13 protein-coding genes and 2 pseudogenes are annotated in these 19,371 nt (G+C 61.4%); 12 read left to right on the top strand and 3 right to left on the bottom strand.

Annotated elements, in window-relative coordinates:
• Positions 1 to 69 precede the first annotated feature (69 nt).
• The 11 genes and pseudogenes from hutI (at position 70) to HT737_RS17690 (ending at position 13,436) form a co-directional block, all read left to right on the top strand.
• Positions 70 to 1,276: pseudogene (gene hutI / locus HT737_RS17640) on the top strand (imidazolonepropionase).
• 10 nt (positions 1,277 to 1,286) lie between these two features.
• Complete coding sequence (gene hutG / locus HT737_RS17645) at positions 1,287 to 2,090, top strand: N-formylglutamate deformylase (RefSeq protein ID WP_182403462.1); 804 nt, start codon at positions 1,287 to 1,289, stop codon at positions 2,088 to 2,090.
• A 254-nt stretch (positions 2,091 to 2,344) separates the two neighbouring features.
• Positions 2,345 to 3,292 (top strand): choline ABC transporter substrate-binding protein, encoded by a 948-nt coding sequence (locus HT737_RS17650; RefSeq protein WP_182403464.1) that lies wholly within the window; start codon positions 2,345 to 2,347, stop codon positions 3,290 to 3,292.
• Positions 3,292 to 4,209 (top strand): alpha/beta hydrolase, encoded by a 918-nt coding sequence (locus HT737_RS17655; protein WP_182403466.1) that lies wholly within the window; start codon positions 3,292 to 3,294, stop codon positions 4,207 to 4,209. The genes HT737_RS17650 and HT737_RS17655 overlap by 1 nt, the downstream gene beginning before the upstream one ends.
• Positions 4,210 to 4,313: 104 nt before the next feature.
• Positions 4,314 to 5,285, top strand: coding sequence for a prolyl aminopeptidase (pip, locus tag HT737_RS17660; protein ID WP_121183273.1), 972 nt, complete (start codon positions 4,314 to 4,316; stop codon positions 5,283 to 5,285).
• A complete protein-coding gene (gene dtd, locus HT737_RS17665; protein WP_041071491.1) occupies positions 5,282 to 5,719 on the top strand; it encodes a D-aminoacyl-tRNA deacylase in 438 nt (145 codons plus the stop codon). Before pip ends, dtd begins: the two co-directional genes overlap by 4 nt.
• A gap of 463 nt (positions 5,720 to 6,182) precedes the next feature.
• Entirely contained in the window at positions 6,183 to 7,967 is a 1,785-nt protein-coding gene (locus HT737_RS17670; RefSeq protein ID WP_161794907.1) for a glucan biosynthesis protein G, read from the top strand.
• Positions 7,960 to 10,530, top strand: a complete 2,571-nt coding sequence (gene mdoH, locus HT737_RS17675; RefSeq protein WP_047290875.1) for a glucans biosynthesis glucosyltransferase MdoH — start codon at positions 7,960 to 7,962, stop codon at positions 10,528 to 10,530. Before HT737_RS17670 ends, mdoH begins: the two co-directional genes overlap by 8 nt.
• 266 nt (positions 10,531 to 10,796) lie before the next feature.
• Positions 10,797 to 11,594 carry a transporter substrate-binding domain-containing protein gene (locus HT737_RS17680; protein WP_095667758.1) on the top strand — a complete coding sequence of 266 codons (798 nt, stop codon included), beginning with the start codon at positions 10,797 to 10,799 and terminating at the stop codon, positions 11,592 to 11,594.
• A gap of 155 nt (positions 11,595 to 11,749) precedes the next feature.
• Positions 11,750 to 12,709, top strand: coding sequence for an amino acid ABC transporter permease (locus HT737_RS17685; RefSeq protein ID WP_041071503.1), 960 nt, complete (start codon positions 11,750 to 11,752; stop codon positions 12,707 to 12,709).
• Positions 12,702 to 13,436, top strand: coding sequence for an amino acid ABC transporter ATP-binding protein (locus tag HT737_RS17690; protein ID WP_182403468.1), 735 nt, complete (start codon positions 12,702 to 12,704; stop codon positions 13,434 to 13,436). The genes HT737_RS17685 and HT737_RS17690 overlap by 8 nt, the downstream gene beginning before the upstream one ends.
• A gap of 149 nt (positions 13,437 to 13,585) precedes the next feature.
• Here HT737_RS17690 and HT737_RS32785 read toward each other — a convergent pair whose 3' ends face one another.
• The 3 genes and pseudogenes from HT737_RS32785 to uvrB all read right to left on the bottom strand — a co-directional run bounded on the left by HT737_RS32785 (position 13,586) and on the right by uvrB (position 17,720).
• A complete protein-coding gene (locus HT737_RS32785; RefSeq protein ID WP_374011181.1) occupies positions 13,586 to 14,464 on the bottom strand; it encodes a methyl-accepting chemotaxis protein in 879 nt (292 codons plus the stop codon).
• Positions 14,465 to 14,494: 30 nt separating this feature from the next.
• Positions 14,495 to 15,508, bottom strand: a pseudogene (locus tag HT737_RS32790) (methyl-accepting chemotaxis protein); the annotation flags it as partial.
• A 196-nt stretch (positions 15,509 to 15,704) separates the two neighbouring features.
• A complete protein-coding gene (gene uvrB, locus HT737_RS17700) occupies positions 15,705 to 17,720 on the bottom strand; it encodes an excinuclease ABC subunit UvrB (protein ID WP_047293192.1) in 2,016 nt (671 codons plus the stop codon).
• 337 nt (positions 17,721 to 18,057) lie between these two features.
• Here uvrB and HT737_RS17705 point away from each other — a divergent pair, with 337 nt between their 5' ends.
• A complete protein-coding gene (locus tag HT737_RS17705; protein ID WP_047293190.1) occupies positions 18,058 to 19,254 on the top strand; it encodes an amino acid aminotransferase in 1,197 nt (398 codons plus the stop codon).
• Positions 19,255 to 19,371: the final 117 nt, after the last annotated feature.

Genomic DNA, 19,371 nt, shown 5'->3' on the forward strand with positions numbered 1-19,371 from the left:
GGAATGCATTTCAACTGTGGGAGCGAGCCTGCTCGCGAAATCGATTTTGAATACTGTGGAGACTAAGGGATGAAAACCCTCTGGCAACACTGCCACGTCGCAACCATGGCGCAAGGCGTCTACTCGATCATCGAGGATGCGGCCATCGTGACGTCCGGTGCGCACATCGAGTGGATCGGCCCGCGCAATCAATTGCCCTCTGGCGAATACCCGGCGGTCAACGACTTGCAAGGCGCGTGGGTCACCCCCGGCCTGATCGACTGCCACACACACACGGTGTTCGGTGGCAACCGCAGCGGCGAATTCGAGAAACGCCTGCAAGGCGTCAGCTACGCCGAGATCGCGGCGCAGGGCGGCGGTATCGCCAGCACTGTGCGCGCCACCCGTGAAGCGAGCGAAGACGAGCTGTTCGCCAGCGCCGCCAAGCGTTTGAAAAAGCCTGATGCGCGACGGCGTGACCACGGTCGAGATGAAGTCCGGCTACGGTCTGGATCTGGCCAGTGAACGCAAGATCCTGCGGGTCATTCGCCGGCTCGCCGCGCAACTGCCGATCAGCGTGCGCAGCACCTGTCTGGCCGCCCACGCTTTGCCGCCGGAGTACAAGGATCGCGCTGACGACTACATCGAGCACATCTGCGCCGAGATGCTTCCCGCTTTGGCCGCCGAAGGTCTGGTCGATGCCGTAGATGCGTTCTGCGAGTACCTGGCGTTCTCGCCGGAGCAGGTCGAGCGGGTGTTCATCACCGCACAGAAACTCGGTCTGCCGGTAAAGCTGCATGCCGAACAATTGTCGTCGCTGCATGGCTCCAGCCTGGCCGCGCGCTACAAGGCGTTGTCCGCCGATCATCTGGAGTTCATGGATGAAGATGACGCCATCGCCATGGCCAAAGCCGACACCGTCGCGGTGCTGTTGCCGGGCGCGTTCTATTTCCTTCGCGAAACCCGGTTGCCGCCGATGGACGCCCTGCGCAAGCACAAGGTGAAAATCGCCATCGCCAGCGACCTCAACCCCGGCACCTCGCCGGCGCTGTCGTTGCGCCTGATGCTGAACATGGCCTGCACCTGTTTCCGCATGACCCCGGAAGAAGCGCTGGCCGGCGTGACCCTCCACGCGGCGCAAGCGCTGGGCATGGCCGACACCCATGGCTCGCTTGAAGTCGGCAAGGTCGCGGATTTTGTCGCCTGGCAGATCGACCGCCCGGCGGACCTGGCCTATTGGCTCGGGGGCGATCTGGACAAACGCGTCGTGCGTCACGGCGTTGAATCAAGTCTGTAGGAGAGCGGTTGTGGATAAGGTTCTGAACTTCAAACAAGGTCGCGTGCCGTTGCTGATCAGCATGCCTCACGCTGGCGTACGTCTGACCCCGGCGGTCGAGGCCGGATTGATCCCGGACGCGAAAAGCCTGCCGGACACCGACTGGCACATTCCGCAGCTTTACGATTTTGCCGAGGCGTTGGGCGCCAGCACGTTGGCCGCCGAGTACTCTCGGTTCGTCATCGACCTGAACCGCCCGTCCGACGACAAACCGCTGTACGCCGGCGCCACCACCGGGCTGTATCCGGCAACGCTGTTCGATGGCATTCCGTTGTTCAAGGAAGGCAAGGAGCCGTCGAAAGAAGAACGCACGACGTACCTGGAACAGATCTGGACGCCGTACCACCGCACCCTGCAGCAAGAGCTGGCGCGGTTGAAGGCCGAGTTCGGCTATGCGCTGCTGTTCGACGCGCACTCGATCCGCTCGGTCATCCCGCACCTGTTCGACGGCAAACTGCCGGATTTCAACCTCGGCACCTTCAACGGCGCCAGTTGCGATCCACAACTGGCGACGCAACTGGAAGCCATCTGCGCCCGTCACGACCCTTACAGCCACGTGCTCAACGGCCGCTTCAAGGGCGGCCACATTACCCGCCATTACGGCGACCCGGCCGAGCACATCCACGCCGTGCAACTGGAGCTGTGCCAGAGCACCTACATGGAAGAGTTCGAACCGTTCCGCTACCGCGCCGATCTGGCGGAGCCGACGCGGGTGGTGCTCAAGGCGTTGCTGCAGGGTTTGCTCGCCTGGGGCGAGAGCCACTACCAAGCCTGAACACAGACCCACAACCCCCTGTGAGAGCGAGCTTGCTTGCGAAAGCATCGTGTCAGTCGATTATGAGATGACTGATTCACCGCATTCGCGAGCAAGCTCGCTCCCACGAGAGGGCGGTGTTCCGTCCGGGTCGCCGCTGTGCAAAACACAGTCGCCACCGTTCATCTTTCCCTCTCGTCGCCTGCGTAATGTTGCGGCCACGGTGCACCAGACACCGACCTGACAATAATCTGCTGCCGCACGAGAACTCCCGAATGAAAAAGCTCTTCACTCGTTGTGCGTTAATCCTCACCGGCAGCGCGCTGTTCAGCGCTGGCGTCATGGCCAATGACGACGCCTCCTGCAAAACCGTGCGCATGGGCGTGGTCAACTGGACCGACGTGATCGCCACCAGCGGCATGGCCGATGTGTTGCTCAATGGTCTCGGCTACGACAGCAAGCAGACCAGCGCAGTGCAGCAGATCATCTTTGCCGGCATTCGCGACAAGCGTCTGGACATCTTCCTCGGCTACTGGAAACCGGCGATGGACAACAACATTGCGCCCTTCCTCGCTGCCAACCAGGTCAAAGTCCTGGACAAGCCGAGTCTGGCAGATGCTCAGGCGACGCTGGCGGTGCCGGATTACGTGGCGGCGGCCGGGTTGAAAACCTTCGCCGACATCGCGAAGTTCAAGGATCAGTTGGGCGGCAAGATCTACGGCATCGAGCCGGGCAGTGGGGCCAACACCACCATCAAGACCATGATCGAGACCAACCACTTCGGTCTGAAGGATTTCAAGATCGTCGAGTCCGGTGAGGCAGGCATGCTCGCCGCTGTACAACGCGCGGTGAATCGCAAGGAGTTTGTGGTGTTCGTCGGCTGGACCCCGCACCCGATGAACATCAACATGAAGATCACCTACCTGACCGGCAGCGAAGATGTCTACGGCCCCAACGAAGGCGCCGCCACCGTGTCCACCGTGACCGCGCCGGATTACGCCGAACGCTGCCCGAACGTCCATCGCCTGCTGCAAAACCTGACGTTCACTGCCGCCCAGGAAAGCCAACTGATGGTACCGATCATGGCACGCAAGACGCCGCAGGACGTGGCAAAGAACTGGCTGCGTGAACACCCCGAGGATCTGCAGCGCTGGCTGGCCGGGGTCAGCAGCTTCGATGGCAAGGATGGCGTGGGGGCCGTTCAGGCCAGTCTGAAAAACTGATGAGCCATTATCCGCTGAAGCCGGCCATGGCGGCCTTCGTCACCCGAACCGAAAGTTTCGTCAGTGATGACAGCAGTCTCGCAGGACTGCGCCAGGCCTATGACGCCATGTGTCGGGCCTTCACCCCTGAACGGCCCGCAGGGCTGGAGGTCGTCGACTTCCAGTTGAGCGGCGTACCGGTGCGCTCCTATCGGCCGCCGCTCAAGCCACCGGTCAGCGGCTGGCCTTGCGTGTTGTACTTACATGGTGGTGGTTGGGTCGTCGGAGGGCTCGACTCGCACGACTTCATCTGTTTCGAACTGGCCATGGCGCTGGGTGCGATGGTGGTGGCGGTGGATTATCGGCTGGCGCCAGAACAGCCATACCCGGCGGGGTTCGAGGATTGCCTGAGTGTCTGGCGCGCGTTGCGCAGCGGGCCGTTCTGGTTTGACCCGCAGAAACTGCTGGTAGCCGGCGACAGCGCCGGTGGCAATCTCGCCGCCGCGTTGTGCCTGGCGTTGCGCGATGCCGACGAGGCGATGCCGGCGGCTCAAGTGCTGATCTATCCCGGCCTTGGCGGTGACGACCGGTTGCCGTCACGCAGCGAATGCGCCGATGCACCGTTGCTCGGCAGCCATGATGTGCACAGCTATCACGCGTTATACCTGCGCGGCAGCCCTCGGCCGGATGCTTATGCCATGCCGCTGCTCGCTGACGATTTCAGTGGATTGCCGCCAGCCTGGATCGCCGTGGCGCAATTCGATCCGCTGCGCGACGACGGCGTGGGCTACGCTGAACGACTGGCCAGCGCCGGCACCGACGCTTCGCTTTATTACGGCGAAGGGCTGGTGCACGGTTGTTTGCGTGCGCGAGGTCAGGTCGCCGAGGTCGACCGGCTCTACGAAAACCTGTTGAGGTTCATGGCTGACAAATTGTGACTGCGTGCGGGCATGCTCATTGATGTAAATCGGGTTTATGATGCCGGACGGCAGAATAATAGAAGTCCCCCCAGGGATGACCTCGACCCCTTACGGAGCACGCAATGCAGACATTGTTTCCGCAGATCAAACCCCATGCCCGGCACGATCTGGCTGTCGATGACACCCACACGCTGTACGTCGACGAAAGCGGTTCGCCGGAAGGCTTGCCGGTGGTGTTCATCCACGGTGGTCCCGGCGCCGGTTGCGACGCGCAGAGCCGTCGCTATTTCGACCCGAACCTGTATCGCATTGTCACCTTCGACCAGCGCGGCTGCGGACGCTCCACCCCCCACGCCAGCCTGGAAAACAACACCACCTGGGATCTGGTCGCCGACCTCGAGCGTATCCGCAAGCACTTGGGCATCGACAAATGGGTGCTGTTTGGCGGTTCGTGGGGCTCGACCCTGGCGCTGGCCTACGCGCAAACCCACCCCGAGCGCGTACACGGTCTGATCCTGCGTGGGATCTTTCTCTGCCGTCCACAGGAAATTGAATGGTTCTATCAGGCCGGTGCCAGCCGTCTGTTTCCTGATTACTGGCAGGACTACATCGCACCGATCCCGCTGGACGAGCGCGACGATCTGCTCGGCGCTTTCCACAAGCGCCTGGTCGGTAACGATCAGATCGCCCAGATGCACGCGGCCAAGGCCTGGTCGACGTGGGAAGGGCGCACCGCGACCCTGCGGCCGAACCCGCTGGTGGTCGACCGGTTCTCCGAACCGCAGCGCGCCCTGTCGATTGCGCGGATCGAATGCCACTACTTCACCAACAATGCGTTCCTCGAACCGAACCAGTTGATCCGCGACATGGGCAAGATCGCTCATCTGCCGGGGGTGATCATTCACGGTCGCTACGACGTGATCTGCCCGCTGGACAACGCCTGGGAATTGCATCAGGCCTGGCCGAACAGCGAGCTGCAGGTGATTCGCGATGCTGGCCACGCCGCCTCCGAGCCAGGCATTACCGACGCGCTGGTGCGTGCCGCGAGCAACATGGCCCGCCGCCTGCTCGATCTGCCGCCCGAAGAAGCATGAAGGGGCTGCTACAGCGCGTGCGCGGTGCGCGGGTCGAAGTCGCGGGAGAAATAGTCGGCGCGGTGGATCAGGGTTTGCTGGTGCTGGTGGCGGTCGAACCCGACGACACCCGTGCCAGTGCCGACAAACTTCTGCATAAGCTGCTTAACTATCGGGTATTCAGTGACGCCGAGGGCAAGATGAATCTGTCCCTGGCGGATGTGGGCGGCGGGTTGCTGCTGGTCTCTCAGTTCACCCTGGCTGCCGACACCAAGAGCGGGTTGCGTCCGAGTTTCTCGACCGCGGCCCCTCCGGCATTGGGCGAGGAATTGTTCGACTATCTATTCAGCAAAGCGAAACAGATGCATGGCACTGTGGCATCAGGTAGATTCGGCGCGGATATGCAGGTGCACCTGGTCAACGATGGCCCGGTCACCTTCCTGTTACAGACATGAAAGCGCTTGAAACATCTTTTCAAGGGCTTTTCGACTGAAAACAGGCGTTTTTCGCGATAAATACTTTGTTACCCCTGATGCGTTGTCACGCGGGCTACTAGATAATCGCGCGCTATGGGGATCAGCGTTCGCTGGTCCATTTTTGACTTAGGTAGAGACTTGTCTGGATCCGATTGGGGAATCATTTTGCCCCAGCGGAGTCGGAACAATGCTCGCCAACCTGGCATGAGCGGTCTGTACGGCCATTTTTGTCAGCATTATTTCGAGGGCCAGGGAGCCAGAGACAAGGCGCCGCGACGAGTCATAGCCCGCTATGGCGAGGAGCGGCAACGCAGTATCTGGCTCTCTGGAACCGAAATAAGCTGACGAAAATGGCCACACAGACGGCTTGCTGGCCGTTGGTTTTTTGATCTGTTTTCGGCGAGGGTTGCTCGTGATTGTTAGTCCCTGTAATGCAGCAAAAATGTCTGCCAAACGCATGCGAAGTGCCCTGGTAGCGGGTTCGGCGCTCCTGTGCCTGCTCAGCGCCGGCCAGCTTTGGGCGTTCAATCTTGACGATGTATCAGCCAAGGCTAAAGAGCTCGCCGGGCAGAAGTTCGAAGCCCCGCGCAGCAACCTGCCGAACGAATTCCGCGACATGAAATTCGCGGATTATCAGAAAATCCGCTTCCTCACCGAAAAGGCTGAGTGGGCCGATCAGAAGACCCCGTTCAAGCTGTCCTTCTATCACCAGGGCATGCACTTCGATACGCCAGTGAAAATCAACGAAATCACGGCGAACACCGTCGAAGAGATCAAATACGATCCGACCCGCTTCGATTTCGGCGACCTCAAGTTCGATCCGAAGGCCACCGAGCAGCTGGGCTACGCCGGTTTCCGTGTGCTGTACCCGATCAACAAGGCCGACAAGCAAGACGAAATCATGACCATGCTTGGCGCGAGTTACTTCCGCGTCGTCGGCAAGGGTCACACCTACGGTCTGTCGGCCCGTGGTCTGGCGATCGACACCGCGCTGCCGTCGGGCGAAGAGTTTCCGCGTTTCCGCGAATTCTGGATTCAGCAGCCGAAGCCGGGCGACAAGCACCTGGTGATCTTCGCCCTGCTCGATTCGCCGCGCGCCACCGGCGCCTACCGTCTGATCCTGCGTCCGGGCAGCGACACCATTGTCGACGTCAAGGCGCAGATGTTCCTGCGTGACAAGGTCGGCAAACTGGGCATCGCGCCGTTGACCAGCATGTTCCTGTTCGGCGCCAACCAGCCGTCGAAAGTCCTCAACTACCGTCGTGAACTGCACGACTCCAGCGGTCTGTCGATCCATGCCGGCAACGGCGAGTGGATCTGGCGTCCGCTGAACAATCCGAAACACCTGGCCGTGAGCAACTTCAGCGTCGAGAACCCGCGTGGTTTCGGTCTGCTGCAGCGTGGCCGCGACTTCAGCCACTACGAAGACCTCGACGACCGCTACGACAAGCGTCCAAGTGCCTGGATCGAGCCGAAGGGCGAGTGGGGCAAGGGCACCGTTGATCTGGTAGAGATTCCGACCGCCGACGAAACCAACGACAACATCGTTGCGTTCTGGAGCCCGGAAACCATGCCGGAGCCGGGCAAGCCGCTGGACTTCGCCTACCGCCTGCACTGGACCATGGACGAAGCGGCGATTCACGCCCCGGACAGTGCCTGGGTCAAGCAGACCCTGCGTTCGACCGGTGACGTCAAGCAGTCGAACCTGATTCGTCAGCCGGATGGAAGCGTTGCTTACCTGGTCGACTTCGAAGGTCCATCGCTGGCAGCCCTGGCGCCGGATGCCGACGTGCGCAGTCAGGTCAGCGTTGGCGATAACGCCGAACTGGTCGAGAACAGCGTGCGCTACAACCCGGAAACCAAGGGCTGGCGCCTGACCCTGCGGATGAAGATCAAGGACGCGAGCAAGTCCACCGAGATGCGTGCTGCCCTGGTCCAGCCAGTGGTCACCGCTGATCTGGCCAAATCTTCGGTACCGGCGTCGAATTCGTCGGTGGCCAAGGCTGACAAGATCGCCGCCAAGCAACAAGAGAAGGAAGACAAGGAAGCCAAGGCCGCTGAAGCCAAACAGGCCGACGCCAAGCCCGCCGCAGATGCCAAGGACAAGGCCAACAAAGACGCCAAGCAGCCAGCGGCTGCGAACGCGGCCCCAGCCACACCGGAATCGGCACCGACTGAAGAAGTCCTGACCGAGACCTGGAGCTATCAGTTGCCTGCCGATGAGTAACTCTCAAGTACAGCCAGAAACTCTGTCGGAGTATCTGGCGCATCTGCCGATGACCGACGAGCAGCGCGCGGAACTCGCGGGCTGCCAGTCTTTCAGCGAACTGCACCAGCGCCTGTCGTCGCCAACGTTCGACGCCCCTGCCGAAGCCGCCCAGGCTTCGGTGGGCAAGCGCCTGACCCTGAGCACCGCAGAGGAACTGGAAGAGGCGGAGATGCTGGTGCTCGACGCCAGCGGCCGGGTCGCCATGAAGGCGACGCCGCCCATCCACCGGACCAAAGTCGTGCCGGAACCCTGGCGCACCAATATTCTGGTGCGTGGCTGGCGCCGTCTGACCGGTCGCACCAACCCGCCGCAGCCGCCAAAAGATGCGAATGTGTTGCCGGCCGCGCGCTGGCGCACCGTCGGTTCGATCCGTCGCTATATTCTGTTGCTGCTGATGCTCGGCCAGACCATCGTCGCCGGCTGGTACATGAAAGGCATCATGCCGTACCAGGGCTGGTCGTTCGTCGATCTTGAAGAGGTCCTGCACCAGCCGCTGCTGCAAACCGCCACGCAAGTGCTGCCGTATGCGCTGCAAACCAGCATCCTGATTCTGTTCGGGATTCTGTTCTGCTGGGTGTCGGCCGGCTTCTGGACGGCGCTGATGGGCTTCCTTGAGTTGCTCACCGGTCACGACAAATACCGTATCTCCGGCAAAAGCGCTGGCAACGAGCCGATTCCGAAGGACGCCCGTACTGCGCTGGTGATGCCGATCTGCAACGAAGACGTGCCCCGGGTATTCGCCGGTCTGCGCGCCACCTTCGAGTCGGTCGCGGCCACCGGTGATCTGGATCGCTTCGACTTCTTCGTCCTCAGCGACAGTAACGACACCGATATCTGCGTCGCCGAGCAACAGGCCTGGCTGGACGTCTGCCGCGAAGCCAAGGGCTTCGGCAAGATCTTCTATCGCCGCCGACGCCGTCGTGTGAAACGCAAGAGCGGCAACCTCGACGACTTCTGCCGTCGTTGGGGCGGTGACTACAAGTACATGGTCGTGCTCGACGCCGACTCGGTGATGAGCGGCGAGTGCCTGACCAGTCTGGTGCGCCTCATGGAAGCCACGCCGGACGCCGGGATCATCCAGACCGCGCCACGTGCGTCGGGCATGGACACGCTGTATGCGCGCATGCAGCAGTTCGCCACCCGCGTGTACGGTCCGCTGTTTACCGCCGGTCTGCACTTCTGGCAGTTGGGTGAATCCCACTATTGGGGTCACAACGCGATCATCCGCATGAAGCCGTTCATCGACCACTGCGCCCTGGCGCCGTTGCCGGGCAAAGGTGCGTTCTCCGGGGCGATCCTGTCTCACGACTTCGTTGAAGCCGCGCTGATGCGTCGTGCCGGTTGGGGCGTGTGGATTGCCTACGATCTGCCGGGCAGCTACGAAGAACTGCCGCCGAACCTGCTCGACGAACTCAAGCGTGACCGTCGCTGGTGCCACGGCAACCTGATGAACTTCCGCCTGTTCCTGGTCAAGGGCATGCACCCGGTGCACCGTGCGGTGTTCCTCACTGGCGTGATGTCGTACCTGTCGGCACCGTTATGGTTCTTCTTCCTGGTGCTGTCGACCGCGCTGCTGGCGGTGAACACGCTGATGGAGCCGCAGTACTTCCTTGAACCGCGTCAGCTTTATCCGCTGTGGCCGCAATGGCACCCGGACAAGGCGATTGCGCTGTTCTCGACGACCATTGTGCTGCTGTTCCTGCCGAAACTGCTGAGCATCATCCTGATCTGGGCCAAGGGCGCGAAAGAGTTCGGCGGCAAGTTCAAGGTGACCCTGTCGATGCTGCTGGAGATGCTGTTCTCCATGCTGCTGGCGCCGGTGCGGATGATTTTCCACACCCGTTTCGTCCTGGCCGCGTTCCTCGGCTGGGCCGCGACCTGGAACTCGCCGCAGCGTGACGACGACTCCACGCCATGGAGCGAGGCGGTCAAGCGCCACGGTCCGCAGACCTTGCTGGGTTTCTGCTGGGCGCTGCTGGTGATCTGGCTGAACCCGAGCTTCCTGTGGTGGTTGGTGCCGATCGTCGGTTCGCTGATGCTGTCGATTCCGGTGTCGGTGATTTCCAGTCGTGTCGGTCTGGGCCTCAAGTCCCGTGACGAGAGCCTGTTCCTCATCCCTGAGGAATACAATCCGCCGCAGGCGCTGCTGGCCACCGATCAGTACACCCATGAAAACCGTTGGCACGCGCTGAACGACGGCTTTATTCGTGCGGTGGTCGATCCACAGCAGAACGCCCTGGCGTGTTCGCTGGCGACCTCCCGTCACGGTCAGGCCGAGCCGATCGAGTGGCTGCGTCAGGAGCGTGTGCGTCACGCGATCAAGGTCGGTCCGGCGGGGCTGAACAACCATGATCGCCTGCAACTGCTGAGCGATCCGGTGGCCCTGGCCCGTCTGCACGAGCAGGTGTGGGCCGAAGGTCACGCCGAGTGGCTGGACGCATGGCGGGCCTCGGTGAAAGCCGATCCCCACGCGCCGCTGCTGCCGTTGCGACCGCTGAGCATGCAGGCTCAGCCGGCCTAAGAAAATGCCCCGCCAATGCGGGGCTTTTTTTTAAAAGATCGCAGCCTTCGGCAGCTCCTGCAGGGTTATGCGCACACCTGTAGGATCTGCCGGAGGCTGCGATCTTTTGCTTTTAAAACCCTCCCTGCAACAACAAATCCCCGCAAAAAACCTTGTGCAAACGGACGAGTGCGTTAGCATCCGTCCCCGAATTGGCGCACCCGGGCATTTTTGCCCATCACGGCTGGTTTTCGCGCCGCACATGCAATGGTTTTGGGGACTTGAAGATGAAGAAGTATCTGTCGATGCTGCTGGTCGGCGTCACGGCACTGGTTGCAGTCAATGCGGCGCACGCCGGTGCAATCGATGACGCGGTCAAGCGCGGCACGTTGAAAGTCGGTATGGATCCGACCTACATGCCGTTCGAAATGACCAACAAGCGCGGCGAGATCATCGGCTTCGAAGTCGACATCCTCAAAGCCATGACCAAGGCCATGGGCGTCAAGCTGGAACTGGTCTCCACCGGTTATGACGGGATCATCCCGGCGCTGATGACCGACAAGTTCGACATGATCGGCAGCGGCATGACCCTGACCCAGGAGCGCAACCTGCGCCTGAACTTCAGCGAACCGTTCATCGTGGTCGGCCAGACCTTGCTGATCCGCAAGGAGCTGGAAGGCACCATCAAGTCCTATAAAGACCTGAACACCGCCGACTACCGCATCACCTCCAAGCTCGGCACCACCGGTGAGATGGTCGCCAAGAAGCTGATCGCCAAAGCCAAGTACCACGGCTACGACAACGAGCAGGAAGCGGTGCTCGACGTGGTCAACGGCAAGGCCGACGCGTTCATCTACGACGCGCCGTACAACGTGGTCGCGGTGAACAAGGTCGGCGCCGGCAAACTGGTGTTCCTCGACAAGCCGTTCACCTACGAGCCGCTGGCCTTCGGTCTGAAGAAGGGTGATTACGACAGCCTCAACTTCATCAACAACTTCCTGCACCAGATCCACGAAGACGGCACCTACGATCGCATTCATGACAAGTGGTTCAAGAGCACCGAGTGGCTCAAGGACATGGAATAACGCTTGATCAGTTGGATCGAGTCGCCCCATTCGCGAGCAAGCTCGCTCCCACAGTCTTTTAGGTGAACACAAATTTTGTGTCCGCCACTGAACTTGTGGGAGCGAGCTTGCTCGCGAAGAGTGCCGCCCAGGCAACACAAATTCCGGAACCTGCAATGAAACAGAAAAAAGCCCAATGGCCCTGGCACGTCCTGACCGTGCTGGTGCTGGTCGGCCTGGCGGGCGCGTTGTATTACGCCACGTCGCTGATGTCCTACGAATGGCGCTGGAACCGCGTGCCGCAGTACTTCGCCTATCAGGCCGAAGAGTCCCAGCGCGCCAGCGACATCTCCACCGTCACCGAACTGGTGCGCAAGGGCGGCAGCGCGCAGGTCACCCTGCGCAACGACGCCGGTGACGAGCAGCACCTGACCGTCGACGAAAACAGCCTGCAATTCGCTCAGGGCGACGATGTGGCCGAAGGCGACGTCGTGGGCGTGACCCGGCATTGGGCGGCAGGGCCGCTGCTGTGGGGGCTGTGGACCACGCTGTGGCTGTCGGTGGTGTCTGGGGTACTCGGTCTGCTGATCGGTCTGGTCACCGGGCTGTGCCGCTTGTCGAGCAACCCGACCCTGCGCGACCTGTCGAGCATCTACGTCGAACTGGTGCGCGGCACCCCACTGCTGGTGCAGATCTTCATTTTCTACTTCTTCATCGGCACGGTGATGAACCTGTCCCGGGAGTTCGCCGGGATCGCCGCGTTGTCGCTGTTCACCGGTGCCTACGTGGCCGAGATCATCCGTTCCGGCGTGCAGTCGATTGCCCGTGGACAGAACGAAGCGGCCCGCTCGCTGGGTCTGAGTGCTGGCCAGTCGATGCGCCATGTGGTGCTGCCGCAAGCGTTCAAACGCGTGCTGCCGCCGCTGGCCGGGCAGTTCATCAGTCTGGTCAAGGACACCTCGCTGGTGTCGGTGATCGCGATTACTGAGCTGCTGAAAAGCGGCCGTGAAGTTATCACCACCTCGTTCTCGCCGTTCGAAATCCTGTTCTGCGTTGCCGGCCTGTACCTGTTGATCAACCTGCCGCTGTCGAAAATCGCCAGCCGGCTTGAGCGGAGGCTCGCGCAAAGTGATTGAAGTCCGCGATCTGGTAAAAGTCTTCGACACCCGTGGTCAGGTAGTGCGGGCGGTGGATAACGTCACCACCACGGTGGCCAAGGGTGAAGTGCTGGTGGTGATCGGCCCGTCCGGCTCCGGCAAATCGACCTTCCTGCGCTGCCTCAATGGCCTGGAAGCGTTCGACTCGGGTTCGGTGAGCATCGACGGCCTGCAGCTGGCCGACCTAAAAACCGACGTCAACGCCTACCGCCGCGAAGTCGGCATGGTCTTCCAGCATTTCAACCTGTTCCCGCACATGACCGTGCTGGAAAACCTCTGCCTGGCGCAGAAGGTCGTGCGCAAGCGCGGGCAGAAGGAAAGTGAAGCCAAGGCCTTGGCGTTGCTGGAGAAGGTCGGTATCGCGCAAAAAGCCCGCGAATACCCGTCACGTCTGTCCGGCGGTCAGCAGCAGCGCGTAGCGATTGCCCGGGCGCTGGCGATGGACCCGAAAGTGATGCTGTTCGACGAGCCGACATCGGCCCTCGACCCGGAAATGGTCGGTGAAGTGCTGGATGTGATGAAGAACCTGGCCGTGGAAGGCATGACCATGGTCTGCGTGACCCACGAAATGGGCTTCGCCCGGGAAGTGGCGGATCGGGTGCTGTTCTTCGATCACGGTAAATTGCTGGAAGATGCTTCCCCGGCGGAATTCTTCGATGCGCCGAAGGATCCGCGGGCGCAGGCTTTCCTGCGTCAGGTCTTGTAACGGCGGCGTTCTTCCGGACGCCATCGCTGGCAAGCCAGCTCCCACAGTAAATGGGTTGAACACGAACTTTGTGAACGACTGCAAACCTGTGGGAGCTGGCTTGCCAGCGATAGCATCACCTCGGTCCACAGTGAACCGAGGTCGATGGATCACCTCAAACCTTGAACCGCCCCACCAGCATCTGCAGATGCGTCCCCCAGCCGCGCCAACTCAACACTCGACGCCGCCGTCTCTTCACTCGCCGCCGACGTCTGATCCGATACATCCCGCACATTCAGCACACTGCGGTTGATCTCTTCAGCCACGGCGCTCTGCTGCTCTGCCGCCGCGGCGATCTGCTGGTTCATCGCCTGAATCGCCGACACGGTACGGGTGATGCTTTCCAGCGAGCCACCGGCGCGGCGGGTCAGTTCGACGCTGCTGTCGGTCAGGCTGCGGCTGTTGTCCATGATCGTCGCCACTTGCTGGGTGCCGGTCTGCAGGCCGACGATCAGCTCTTCGATCTCTTCCGTGGACTTCTGCGTGCGCTGGGCGAGGCTGCGCACTTCATCGGCGACCACCGCAAAGCCACGCCCGGCTTCACCGGCACGCGCCGCCTCGATGGCGGCGTTGAGCGCCAGCAGGTTGGTTTGCTGGGCCACCGACTTGATCACGTCGAGCACGCTGCCGATCTTGTCGCTCTCGCGCTTGAGTTCGCCCATAGCCTCGGTGGAGTGGCCAACCTCGGTCGCGAGGCGCTCGATCTGCGCGATGGCTTCACCCACCACTTTGTCGCCTTCGCGGGCCTGCTGGTCAGCAGCGACGGCCGCTTCCGAAGCTTCCTCGGCGTTGCGCGCGACTTCCTGCACCGTGGCAGCCATTTCGTTCATGGCGGTGGCGACCTGGTCGGTTTCGACTTTCTGATTGTTGACCCCGGCGCTGGTCTGCTCGGTGACGGCAGACAACTCTTCGGCGGCACTGGCGATCTGCGTGACGCCGTCGCTGATGCCGCCGATCAGCTCGCGCAGACCTTGGGTCATGCTCTGCATCGAGCGCTGCAACTGGCCGAGTTCGTCGCGGCGCTGCGACACCAGATTATGCGTCAGGTCGCCGGCGGCCACCTGTTCGGCGACTTTCAGGGTCTGGTTCAGCGGAATGATGATCTGCCGGGTAATCGCCCATGCGGCCAGCAAGCCGAAGGCTAAGGCGAGCAAGGTGGCGATGATCAGCATGTTCTTGGCGTGCGCGGCATCGGTGTCGCGCACCACGGTTTGCGATTGCGTGAGCTGCTTGCTGACGTCGAGCAGGATGTCGCCCTGAGCTGACATGCGCGCCAGAGCCTTGGCACTGGCGACCTGCGAGTCGCGGAACTGGCTGACCGCCGCGCGATAAGCCTTGAGCGAATCAGTGGCCTGTTGCAGGTTGGCGATATGCTGCTCGGGTAGCTTGGCCGGCAGGGTTTCGAGGTTTTTCAGGGCGTTGTCGATGGCGTCGAGCGCAGGTTGTTCGGCCTCGGTCTTGCCGCTGTAGGTATAGCCACGCACCTGGAAGCGCGCTTGCTGGATCAGTTTGCTCAGATCGATCACCGCGTTGAACTGCGCAATGCTGTCGCCCTGGAGCATGGATTTCTCCACCTCGGCGACCTTGGCCACGGCGTTGTCGGCGGTGGCGCCGAGTTTGCTGCGGGCGTCTTCCCGGTTGGCCCCGGCCTGCACCATCTCGGCGAAGGCGCGTTTGTATTCGGCGACGGCGGCCAGTTGCTGGTCGACTCTGGCGGCATCGGCTGGTTGTTCGATCAGGCCTCGGGCGGTTTGCAGGCCGCTGTCGAGCTTGGTCAGCAGTTCGTTGACCGCGCCCGGGCCTTGTTCGCCGCGACGAGCTTCATAGTCCAGACGGGCCAGGCGCAGGTCCTTGGTCAGTTCATTGAGGCTGGAGATGAAGCCGAGCTTGTCGCCACGGCTGATGATGCCGCTCATGCCGGTCCAGCCGGTAAAGGTGATCAACAGGGTGAGCAACAGCACCAGGCCGAAACCGATACCCAGCTTGCGTTTGACGCTGACGTTTCCAAGATTCTCGGCTAACCAACGGTACATGCGACGACTCCCCTCGGACCACTAATTGGACTTATGGGGACTGTATCGGCTGGGTGATGGCAATCTGTAACCCGATTTGTCCGACACCGCCCTTGTGTAGGAGCTGCCGCAGGCTGCGATCTTTTGATCTTGCTGTTAAAAAAACAAGATCAAAAGATCGCACCTCCGGCAGCTCCTACAGGTTTAGCATCAGGCTTCAAACCGCCAAAAGCCGCTCGCGCAACTTGGCAATCTCATCGCGCATCTGCGCCGCTGCCTCAAATTCCAGATCCCGCGCCAGCTGGTACATCTTCTCTTCCAGCGCGCGAATACGCTTGGTGATTTCGCTCGGCGAGCGCAGTTCGGCTTCGTACTTGGCGCTTTCTTCGGCAGCCTTGGCCATGCCCTTGCGCTTCTTGCTGCGCGAGCCGGGCACGGTGGCGCCTTCCATGATGTCGGCGACGTCCTTGAACACCCCTTTGGGCGTGATGCCGTTGGCGAGGTTGAAGGCAATCTGCTTGTCGCGACGACGCTCGGTCTCGCCAATCGCCCGCTCCATCGAACCGGTGATGCGGTCGGCGTAGAGAATCGCCCGGCCATTGAGGTTGCGCGCAGCCCGACCGATGGTCTGGATCAGTGAGCGTTCGGAACGCAGGAAGCCTTCCTTGTCGGCGTCCAGAATCGCTACCAGCGACACTTCCGGCATGTCCAGACCTTCACGCAGCAGGTTGATCCCCACCAGCACATCGAAGGTGCCCAAGCGCAGATCGCGGATGATCTCGACCCGCTCGACGGTGTCGATATCCGAGTGCAGATAGCGCACGCGCACGCCGTGGTCGGCGAGGTAATCGGTGAGGTCTTCGGCCATGCGCTTGGTCAGCGTGGTGACCAGCACTCGCTCCTCGACCGCCACGCGCTTGGTGATTTCCGAGAGCAAGTCGTCAACCTGGGTCAGCGCCGGGCGCACTTCAACCTGCGGGTCAACCAGGCCGGTCGGACGCACCACTTGCTCGACCACGCGCCCGGCATGCTCGGCCTCGTAGTTGCCCGGCGTCGCCGAGACAAAAATCGTCTGCGGGCTGACCCCTTCCCACTCGTCAAAACGCATCGGCCGGTTGTCCAGTGCCGACGGCAAGCGGAAGCCATATTCCACCAGGGTTTCTTTACGCGAACGGTCGCCCTTATACATCGCGCCGACTTGCGGCACGCTGACGTGGGATTCGTCGATCACCAGCAAGGCGTCGGCCGGTAAATAGTCATAAAGCGTTGGCGGCGCGGCACCAGCAGGACGCCCGGACAGGTAGCGCGAGTAGTTTTCGATACCGTTGCAGTAACCCAGTTCGAGGATCATTTCCAGGTCGAATCGGGTGCGCTGCTCCAGGCGCTGGGCCTCAACGAGTTTGTTGCTGCTGCGCAGGTATTCGAGACGTTCCTGCAACTCGACCTTGATCCCCTCGATGGCGTCGAGCAGGGTCTCGCGCGGCGTCACGTAGTGACTCTTCGGATAGAAGGTGAAGCGCGGCATCTTGCGGATGACTTCGCCGGTCAGCGGGTCGAACGCGGAAATGCTCTCGACCTCGTCATCGAACAGCTCGATGCGGATCGCTTCCAGATCGGATTCGGCCGGGTAAATGTCGATCACGTCGCCGCGCACGCGGAATGTCGCCCGGGCAAAATCCATGTCGTTGCGGGTGTATTGCAGGTCGGCCAGACGCCGCAGCAAAGCGCGCTGATCGAGTTTGTCGCCGCGATCGACGTGCAGCACCATCTTCAAATAGGTTTCCGGACTACCGAGACCGTAGATGCACGAGACGGTGGTGACGATGATCGCGTCCTTGCGCTCGAGCAACGCCTTGGTCGCGGACAGACGCATCTGCTCGATGTGGTCGTTGATCGACGCGTCCTTCTCGATGAAGGTGTCGGACGACGGCACATAGGCTTCGGGCTGGTAGTAGTCGTAGTAGGAAACGAAGTATTCGACGGCGTTGTTCGGGAAGAACGCCTTGAACTCGCCATACAGTTGCGCGGCGAGGGTCTTGTTCGGCGCCAGCACCAGCGTCGGGCGCTGTACCTGCGAGATGACATTGGCGATGCTGAAGGTCTTGCCCGAGCCGGTCACACCGAGCAGCGTCTGGTGCGCCAGCCCGGCTTCGATGCCCTCGACCAATTGGCGAATCGCTTCCGGCTGATCGCCGGCGGGCTCGAAGCGGGTGACTAGCTGGAATTCGGACATACACACCTCTGGGATCGCGGCTCGCGCAGAAAACAGCCGAGCCGCGGGAATGACCGCAAACGACCGTTGTCGCCCAAGGAAAAACGAAGATTGTGCTCAATGTGGAGTCGATTGCCTCGCCTTTCAAGGCAAACGTCCTACATCCGGTAAAGTCTCTGACAGAGTCAATCGACTAACGGTCAAGAAATAATCGGAAAAACTTGCCGGAAAAGCTGAATCGCCTGTCGCCATTGCTCAGTAATGGCCTCTATACTAGCTCCCCGTTTGTGCACCGCTCTAGTGCATTCGGCTGGAGCGCGACACGTCCCTCCACTCTCCATTCAGAGCCGCCGTAATAATGAGCCTGTTCTCCGCTGTCGAAATGGCACCCCGCGATCCAATCCTGGGCCTCAACGAAGCATTCAACGCCGATACCCGGACCACCAAGGTCAACCTGGGTGTAGGTGTTTACTGCAACGAAGAGGGGCGAATTCCCCTGCTGCGCGCGGTGATCGAAGCCGAAACCATTCGCGCTGCTCAGCACGCCTCCCGTGGCTACCTGCCGATCGACGGCATTGCCGCCTACGACCAGGCCGTGCAAAAGCTGCTGTTCGGCAACGACTCGCCGCTGATCGCTGCCGGTCGCATCGTCACCACTCAGGCTGTCGGCGGTACCGGCGCGCTGAAAATCGGTGCCGACTTCCTCAAGCAACTGCTGCCGAACGCCGTCGTGGCGATCAGCGACCCGAGCTGGGAAAACCACCGTGCGCTGTTCGAAACTGCTGGCTTCCCGGTGCAGAACTACCGTTACTACGACGCCGCCACCCACGACGTGAACCGTACCGGCATGCTCGACGACCTCAACGCCCTGCCGAACGGCTCGATCGTTGTGCTGCACGCCTGCTGCCACAACCCGACCGGCGTCGACCTGACCCCGGCCGACTGGAAGAATGTGCTGGACGTGGTCAAGGCCAAAGGTCACGTGCCGTTCCTCGACATGGCTTACCAGGGTTTCGGCGACGGTATCGACGAAGACGCCGCGGCTGTGCGTCTGTTCGCTGAATCGGGCCTGACTTTCTTCGTTTCGAGCTCGTTCTCCAAGTCGTTCTCGCTGTACGGCGAGCGCGTGGGCGCCCTGTCGATCGTCAGCGAATCGAAAGAAGAAAGCGCGCGCGTGCTGTCGCAGGTCAAGCGTGTGATCCGCACCAACTACTCCAACCCGCCGACTCACGGTGCCAGCGTTGTCGCCGCCGTGTTGAACAGCCCGGAACTGCGCGCCCAGTGGGAAGCCGAACTGGCAGAAATGCGTCTGCGCATTCGCGGCATGCGCGAGCAGATGGTCGCCCTGCTGGCCGAGAAAGCCCCGCAGCGTGACTTCAGCTTCGTCGGCCGTCAGCGCGGCATGTTCTCTTACTCCGGCCTGACCACCGAACAGGTGCATCGCCTGCGTAACGAGTTCGGCATCTACGCCCTGGACACCGGCCGCATCTGCGTCGCGGCACTGAACCAGAGCAACATCAAAGCGGTAACGGATGCGATCGTGCAGGTCATCTGATTGCGCTTTGTCATGAAAAACGGGAAGCCTTGAGGCTTCCCGTTTTTTATTTGTCCGAAGGAATGCAACATTCCCTCTAAACTGCATACAAATCTGAATTGTGGGAGCGAGCCTGCT

The organism is Pseudomonas sp. MD195_PC81_125, assembly GCF_014060985.1.
Lineage (GTDB): Bacteria > Pseudomonadota > Gammaproteobacteria > Pseudomonadales > Pseudomonadaceae > Aquipseudomonas > Aquipseudomonas parakoreensis.

Bases quoted from the DNA above. Each gene is read 5' to 3' on its own strand.
- HT737_RS17650 (WP_182403464.1), top strand. From the start codon at position 2,345: ATGAAAAAGCTCTTCACTCGTTGTGCGTTAATCCTCACCGGCAGCGCG.
- HT737_RS17655 (WP_182403466.1), top strand. From the start codon at position 3,292: ATGAGCCATTATCCGCTGAAGCCGGCCATGGCGGCCTTCGTCACCCGA.
- pip (WP_121183273.1), top strand. From the start codon at position 4,314: ATGCAGACATTGTTTCCGCAGATCAAACCCCATGCCCGGCACGATCTG.
- dtd (WP_041071491.1), top strand. From the start codon at position 5,282: ATGAAGGGGCTGCTACAGCGCGTGCGCGGTGCGCGGGTCGAAGTCGCG.
- HT737_RS17670 (WP_161794907.1), top strand. From the start codon at position 6,183: ATGTCTGCCAAACGCATGCGAAGTGCCCTGGTAGCGGGTTCGGCGCTC.
- mdoH (WP_047290875.1), top strand. From the start codon at position 7,960: ATGAGTAACTCTCAAGTACAGCCAGAAACTCTGTCGGAGTATCTGGCG.
- HT737_RS17680 (WP_095667758.1), top strand. From the start codon at position 10,797: ATGAAGAAGTATCTGTCGATGCTGCTGGTCGGCGTCACGGCACTGGTT.
- HT737_RS17685 (WP_041071503.1), top strand. From the start codon at position 11,750: ATGAAACAGAAAAAAGCCCAATGGCCCTGGCACGTCCTGACCGTGCTG.
- HT737_RS32785 (WP_374011181.1), bottom strand. From the start codon at position 14,464: ATGCAGAGCATGACCCAAGGTCTGCGCGAGCTGATCGGCGGCATCAGC.
- uvrB (WP_047293192.1), bottom strand. From the start codon at position 17,720: ATGTCCGAATTCCAGCTAGTCACCCGCTTCGAGCCCGCCGGCGATCAG.
- HT737_RS17705 (WP_047293190.1), top strand. From the start codon at position 18,058: ATGAGCCTGTTCTCCGCTGTCGAAATGGCACCCCGCGATCCAATCCTG.